This window comes from Streptomyces sp. NPDC050121 (assembly GCF_044460385.1).
Taxonomy (GTDB): Bacteria; Actinomycetota; Actinomycetes; order Streptomycetales; family Streptomycetaceae; genus Streptomyces; species Streptomyces soliscabiei.
Genome location: NZ_JBITJV010000034.1, coordinates 100,918 through 107,813, shown reverse-complemented (window position 1 = coordinate 107,813; position 6,896 = coordinate 100,918). Strand labels below are relative to the sequence as shown.

7 protein-coding genes are annotated in these 6,896 nt (G+C 70.8%); all 7 read left to right on the top strand.

Annotation, left to right across the window (positions count from 1 at the left end):
- Positions 1-140: 140 nt before the first annotated feature.
- The 7 genes from ACIBTS_RS37225 to ACIBTS_RS37195 all read left to right on the top strand — a co-directional run bounded on the left by ACIBTS_RS37225 (position 141) and on the right by ACIBTS_RS37195 (position 6,860).
- Positions 141-671, top strand: coding sequence for a hypothetical protein (locus tag ACIBTS_RS37225; RefSeq protein WP_399325116.1), 531 nt, complete (start codon positions 141-143; stop codon positions 669-671).
- A 104-nt stretch (positions 672-775) separates the two neighbouring features.
- Positions 776-1,486 carry a hypothetical protein gene (locus ACIBTS_RS37220; protein ID WP_399325115.1) on the top strand — a complete coding sequence of 237 codons (711 nt, stop codon included), beginning with the start codon at positions 776-778 and terminating at the stop codon, positions 1,484-1,486.
- Between the two features lie 176 nt (positions 1,487-1,662).
- Positions 1,663-2,994, top strand: coding sequence for a DNA cytosine methyltransferase (locus ACIBTS_RS37215; RefSeq protein ID WP_399325114.1), 1,332 nt, complete (start codon positions 1,663-1,665; stop codon positions 2,992-2,994).
- A 97-nt stretch (positions 2,995-3,091) separates the two neighbouring features.
- On the top strand, positions 3,092-3,448 hold the full coding sequence (locus ACIBTS_RS37210; protein ID WP_399325113.1) for a hypothetical protein: 357 nt from the start codon (positions 3,092-3,094) through the stop codon (positions 3,446-3,448).
- The gene (locus ACIBTS_RS37205) at positions 3,445-3,846 is read left to right on the top strand and encodes a hypothetical protein (protein WP_399325112.1); all 402 of its coding nucleotides are present in this window, start codon (positions 3,445-3,447) and stop codon (positions 3,844-3,846) included. Before ACIBTS_RS37210 ends, ACIBTS_RS37205 begins: the two co-directional genes overlap by 4 nt.
- A 735-nt stretch (positions 3,847-4,581) precedes the next feature.
- Complete coding sequence (locus ACIBTS_RS37200; protein WP_399325111.1) at positions 4,582-5,502, top strand: hypothetical protein; 921 nt, start codon at positions 4,582-4,584, stop codon at positions 5,500-5,502.
- A gap of 335 nt (positions 5,503-5,837) precedes the next feature.
- The gene (locus tag ACIBTS_RS37195; RefSeq protein ID WP_399325110.1) at positions 5,838-6,860 is read left to right on the top strand and encodes a hypothetical protein; all 1,023 of its coding nucleotides are present in this window, start codon (positions 5,838-5,840) and stop codon (positions 6,858-6,860) included.
- The last annotated feature ends 36 nt before the right edge of the window (positions 6,861-6,896 follow it).

Genomic DNA, 6,896 nt, shown 5'->3' with positions numbered 1-6,896 from the left:
CGACCCGGGCGTCAATCGACCTCCCCGGCAGGGGCGCGTAGTTCCTGATCTCCCCCCCCCCGCAGCTCTGCCGCTCACCCCCCCCGGCGCCCCGCGGCCGGCCGGGGGGCGCACCCCACCTCTGGAAGGACACACCACCCGTGAGCACTGCCCCCCTGACCCCGATCTCCGCCCTGGACGACGCCATAGCGAAGGCGTGCGCCGCGGCGAAAGCGATGCTGCCGCTCATCGGCACGACCCTGCACGCCCAGTTCCCGACCGGCGCGTACCTCGTGCTGACCCGGCCGGTCGACTACGACACCGACTACGACTCGGTGCGCCTGGACTCCGTCCGTGACATCGAGGGCAACACCGTGCACGAGTTCGACGAGTGGGCGAAGGACGCCCCGGAACTCCCCGCGGTGCCCGACGAAATCACCGCCCTGTGGGGCACCGCCGACCCGCGCAACCCGAGCGAGGTCCTGAACCTGATCCAACGCGTCGACGAGGTCGAGCCGTACCAGTTCCTCGCGTTCCTGCCCGAGGAGCTGCGCACGGACGAGGAGATCGAGGCGGAGGACTCGGGCGGCCGTACGCCGCTGGGCATCCCGCTCGCCCCGGCCGTCTGCGTGCTGCACGGCGAGGAGTGCCCGGTGTTTGGCCACGCCGAGCCGCCCGTGCCCGTCGACTGACCGGCCGTCCCGAGGCGCCGGTGTCACAGACCGGCGTCCCTGCCCGTTCCCTTCCGCGCCCGGCACTGCTCGCCGGGCGCGGCCCAACCCACTGGAGAGACCACATGCCCACGCACAAGCCGACCCGTGAGCACCGCCCCGGCGAAGACCCGCTGCCCGACGAGCGGCTGGCGGAGATCCGCGCCGCCGCGGGCACACCGGAGGTGCGCGATCTGCTCGGGGAGCTGGACCGCGTCCGCGCGCTGCTGAGCACCACCCTGGAGGCGAACGGCACGCTCCTCAACAACTGGGCCCGGCTGGAGGGCGTAGCCCCGCACCCGTTCCTCGGTGTGTTCTGCCGGACGTGCCGCGCCGAGGTGCAGGTGGGCACGGAGGGGTGCCCGCGGCACTCGCCCACGGTGATCGGTCGCGCCCTGTACGCGATGCACGCGGAGAACCGGTCGCTCCTCGACGCGGAGGAGGCGGGCAACCGCGCGGTCGCGATGCTGGACGCGGCGCTGCCGCTGCTCGCCGCGGTGCTGAACCCGGTGGACCACAAGGAGGGGTGCCGCCCGCACGACTGCCGGTGTGCGTGCGACCGGCGGCAGAACTGCCAGGACTGCCACCGGTGCGTGTGCTGGCGGTCGGAGTGCTGCGCCGAGAAGGCGATCCGGTGGCACGCCGAGGACCGGTGGGCGCGGCTCGTCGCCGAGGCCGGCCTCGGGGCCGAGGGGTCCGGCGCCGACGCCGAGGGCCCGCGGTGCGCGGTGTGCCTGACCCCGATCTCCGAGCACGCCGGGCGGCACTGCGAGCGCCCGGCCACCCGGTACTGCTGAGCGTTGCGCCCGGTCCCGTTCGTCCACGGGGTCGGGCGCACTCGTGATTGATGGTGCAGCCGTGAGACTCGCACGAACATTTTCCCTGTTCTCCTATTGCGTGAGTCTCATTGCTGTACTGTTCGGGGTGTTGGTGGAGAGCAGCCGCCGACAGTCCCGAACGAAGGAACGCCGCAATGAGGACCCTCCCGGCCAAGGTTCAGACCGCCGTCCACGTCGCCACGCTCGCTCGCAAGGCCGGTCTGCCCATCCCCGCCAAGGTGCTCCCGGTCCTCGAAGAGGCCGCCGCCCCGTGGCCTGCCGAGTGGCTCCTCGCCCCGCTCCCCGGTGACCCGATCCGTGTCGTCGAACTGTTCGCGGGCCCCGGCGGCTGGTCCGAGGGCATCGCCGCCGTCCTCGGCGTGGCCGTCGACTCCTGCGGCGTCGACATCTCCCCGGACGCCTGCGCCACCGCCCGCGCCGCCGGTCACCGCCGGATCTGCGCCGACATCACCACCCTCGACCCCGAGCACATCGCGCTGCGCCACACCGCCGCCGTCATCGTCAGCCCGCCGTGCCCCACCTTCTCGCCCGGCGGCAAGCTCTCCGGCCTGGAGCTGGGCAACATCCAGACCCTCGGCGACGCCATCGCCTACGTCGGCGAGACCGCCGGGTTCATCCCCATGGACTGGCACCACAGCGACTACGACGACGGCGAGTGCGAGTGCGACCCGGACGCCCCCGACGGCAAGGGATGCCACGGCGACGGCTTCGCCCCCCGCTCCGGCGCCACCTGGGACGAGGTCCGCGAGATGGCCGCGGGCGTCAGTGACCCGCGCATCGCGCTCATGCTCGAGGTCGCCATCTGGCCGATCGCCCTGCAGGCCGCCGGTGCGCCGATCCGCTGGATGGCCATGGAGCAGTCCAGCAACCTGCCCGAGGAGATCATCAGCGACCTGACCATCGAGTTCCAGTGCGCTGAGTGGTTCTACACCAGCCACGAGATCAAGGAGGCCGCCGACTACGGCCTGCCGTCCCGCCGCAAGCGCGTCTACATGATCGCCTCCCGCTCCTACTCCCCCACCGTCACCCGCTGCATCCGCCCGCTGCCCTCCACCACCATGGCGCAGGCCCTCGGCTGGCAGCCGGGGGAGCGCGTCAACACCCGCGGCAACCGCCCCGTCGACCCGAAGACCGGCCGCGCCAAGGGCGGCAACGCGTTCTCCGCCGACGGCCCGTCCTGGTGCCTCACTGGCAAGTCCCGCACCTGGAAGCGTGAGAGCGACGGGTACCGCCTCACGGAGGCCGAGGCCGGGCTGCTCGTCGGGTTCCGCCGCTCCTACCCGTGGCAGGGAAGCCGCTCCAGCGCCTTCCAGCAGGCCGCCGACGTCGTCTCACCGGTCATGGCCGCGATCGTCCTCAGCGGCGTCCTGGGCGGTCTCGGCGAGGCTCTGGTGCGCGACTACCTCGCCCAGCTCTACGACATGGACGACATGCTCAGCCCGGACGACTACGACCTGGTCAGCTAGCCCGGAGCGCCCGGTCCCCGCCCCCCGCGGAGGCCGGGCGTTCTGGCGTTCCCGGGACGGCCGTAACAGCCCTGGATGGCCCGGCGTTCCCTCGAACATGAGCAACCCCGCCCCGTCCAGCCCCGTGTACGGCGCGGCCTTCAACCCGTTCGGACCGTTCGTCATCCTGGCCGCGACGGTCGCCGTGGACGGCGAGGAGGTCACGGTCCAGCAGCAGATAGACCGCGCCGCCTGGCGAATCATCGACGGCGATCCGCAGCTCCGCGCCGACTACGAGCGAAGCCTCCGCAACGGGCTCGCCGGGGCCCTCGTCGACCGCCTTGCCCCGGCCATCACCGTGTACGAACCGACCCTGCCGGGCGAAGCGGTGTCCGACGCCCCAGCGCGCACCGACGCCACGATGCGGAATGAGCCGGAGCTCTGTCAGTCGCTCGAACTAGGCTCCGAAGCATGAGCACAGCCGCCCCCGCCTCACCGCCGGCCTCCAGCGACCCGGCGCCGTTCGACCCGATGGCCTTCCCCTCCGACCTGATCGACCACCAGCGCCAGGCCGCCGAGCTGCACGCCTTCCAGAAGACCCTCCCCTGGTCCCGAGTACCGCACGAGGGTTGGCCGGAGGGGACCGAGCGGGGCCGGGAATCCTCCGGACGGGATGCGACGGACGGCTGGGAGCCCTGGCAGGCCGCCGAGTACGACCGGCTGTTCGAGGCACTCAGAAGTGCCACGGCGGCCGTACAGACGCACGGCTGGTGGGATCGCTGCAAGCGGGAGGGCGCCGACCTGTTCAAGATCCGGCAGGCCCTCAAGCGCGCCCCCGGCGCCGCCCCTCTCGGGCAGGCGGACGCGGAATGACGGGATCGGACGCGGCCGACGTCGCCCGACGGCCGCGGGGGAGCTGCGGCTCCTCCTCCGGCGGCCCGGTCTCGGGGGCAGGCATCGCGCACGCCCACGCCCCCAATTCCTTGACCATCCTCAGCACCATCTCCTGACGGGCAGTCGGGAGGAACACCCAGAGCAGCCACGCCGGGGCTGACAGGACGACGATGACGAGTACGGGAAGTACGCGAGCAGGAACCAAGCACCACTTGGCCAGGGCCAGCGACGGCATCAGGAATCGCTTTCGGATCGAGAAGGGGCAGGGCGACATGTCCGGTGACCTAGGCCGTTCAGACATTTTTTTTGAGGCCGTGCGCGGCGGACGTTTCGAAACGTCGGGCTCAGAGCTGAGCGCGCGCAGAGACCACAACCGCCCGGGGTGACCCGGGCGTCCGCCTTCCCTTTCTCGAAGGTCCTTAGTGGACCCCTTCGGTTTTCCGATGGCACGAATACTGTACGTCCCGCCATACATGATCGGTTCCGCGTCCTAAGACCGCGGCTGTGAGAGCGGGCGCGTTGCTGCTTCGGCTCGGGGCGGTGCGTACGGTGGGACATGACGGTCTCCGTTCAGGGGATGAGTCGGCTGCCCCCGCACCGCTTGTTCCTGGCCGGGATACGGTGCGGGGCGCAGTTTCTACTGCCTCAAGCCTGCTGGGTGACGTCCGCTGAATGCAGCTCCCGGCTCTCGAATCTCGATGTAAGTTCGGCGCCATGAACGAAAGTCGGCTCACCCCCTGGATCGAGGGGACGGCGGCAGATCTGGTCGCCGACGCTCTCGCTCTGGAAGTGAAGGCCAGCCCCAGGATGGTGACCTCCTGGATCGAGGACGGGCTGCTCGCCAACCCTGAGCCGCGCAAGACGAGCGCGCACGGCAGCGATCCGCGGGTCTTCCCCCGCGAGCAACGCGAGTTGTTCGCCAGACTTCTGGAAGCCCGAGAGCGCTCCCCGCTGGGGCGTATCCCGCAACGCTCGCTGGTCCGGGTCGTGCTGTACCTGTGGCTGATCGACGACACCGTGGTACTCACCCCGCAGGCGCGCCGAGCCTTGCGGACCCACGCGCGGGCCACTGGCCAGACGACCGCCGTAAGGCGACGCGAGAACGTCCGCGCCATCGTCGAGCAACTCGCCCACCCCTCGGCCACCCTCAAGCAACGGCGTGCCGCTCAGCTCGTCCTCGAGGAGGGCGAGCGGACCGGGCGGATCGACCTGGACAGGCTGACGGCGGTCCTCACGGAGTTGTACTCGCCCTGGCCAGTCCAGCCCGGAATGCCGAGGATCGAACGGGCCATGCCCGGCCCGTTCGGGCCCGTCCCCGTCCAGCACCACATCGCGATGTGGAAGGCCAGACAGCAGACGATCCGCCGCCTACGGCACGAGGAGATCGACGAGCTAGAGCTCGACAGGGTGCGCGCCGTCTTCCGGCCAGAGTGGGCGGATTACCAGGCTCGTCGGCCCGCCCTGGCGACCATCGGCGCCGGAGAGTTCGCGGCGTACTTTGCTGAGCCCGACACCATGGAGGGCCGCGCCATCGAGGCGGTCGATGCGTTCGTGTCGACGCTCGCCGGTGAACTCGGGCTGATCGAAGCCGCGTCACATGCCGCAGAGACGGCACGCCTCAGACTGGCGCGCTGAACGCCGCCAACACCCGACGATCTCCCCTGGTGCCCCTTGTCGGCCGCCCTGGGTGACTCCAAGCTGCTCGCACGCCCCATCCTCAACCCAGGCTGGGGCCGCCGGTACCTGCGGATCGTGACGGAGCGCTGGGCGGTCGCCGTACGACCATGCCACGCCCTTCGGAGGGAGACCCGTCTTCCCGGCGCCTTGGGCGGGCCGGCTGCGGCTCCGGCCTAGTGCTCACACCTCCACACTCCCGAACAGGTGTCCGATCCCCGCCGTGCACCCCGGGTCGTCAGGCTCTAGAGTTATCGAACTGGAGTGCGAATTAGGACGGCGGAAGGGGCGAGGGCATGAGCGATCGACACCTCGACGCGCTAACCGCCGCGCGTGTCCTTCATCTACGGGTACCTCCGGGCACCTCCGCGGACCGTTACCAGCAGCTTCTGGACCTGCTTACCTACGACATCTCGCCTATCGTCCAGGCCCTTCCACCTGCCGCAGCACTCGTCGACGTGGGGGGAGCACTCCGCTTCCACCGCCGTACTCCGCCCCAACTCGCCACCTTGATCCGTCTGCGGGCCATGGCATGGACCGACCTGGACGTCCACATCGGAGTGGCAGCAACGTGGGCACTGGCAGCAACCGCCTCCGCGCATCCCGGCCCCAACGGCATCTGCGTCATCCCCGACGATCCGATGTCCCTGGCCGAGTGGCTGTGGCCCTTGCCCATCGACGCCCTTCACGGCATCGGTCGACAGCAGGCGAGCACTCTGCGCCACTTCGGGCTCCACACGATCGGTGCCCTGGCAGGCGTCCCGGAGGAGACCGCGCAGCGCGTCCTCGGCGGCCGTGCCGGTCGGGAGTTGCGCGATCGTGCCTGGGGCCTGGACCCTCGCGCAGTGACCCCGACGGCGTTGCCCCGGTCGACCAGCGAGCGCCGCGACTTCGCCCGTGACGTCCTGGACCCCGAGACGATCCGAACCGCGCTCCTCGACACCGTGGTGGCCATCGCCTCCCGGCTGCGCGAACGAGAGCAGGCCGCCGCCGGCCTGGAGCTCCAACTGAGATTCGCCGACCACACGCACCTGACCCGCTCGCGACGGCTGCCCGTACCGTCTGCCCACACCGACGAACTCCGCACGCTGGCCTACGAGATGTTCGCTCGACTCGGCCTTGAGCGAGCACGTATCCGCGGCGTCAGCGTGCGAGCCACTGGGCTTCTCGACGCCGATCAGGTCGCCGAGCAGATCACGTTCGACCGGACCACGGAGAACGGGCGGTTGGCAGAGAGCGCCGTGGACCAAGCCAACCGACGCTTCGGCGCAGGGACCGTACGGCCCGCGCGGCTCGCCCATCAACCCCGGATCGCCTGACAGCGCCCCCCTCCTGCACCACGCCCTTCGCCCAGA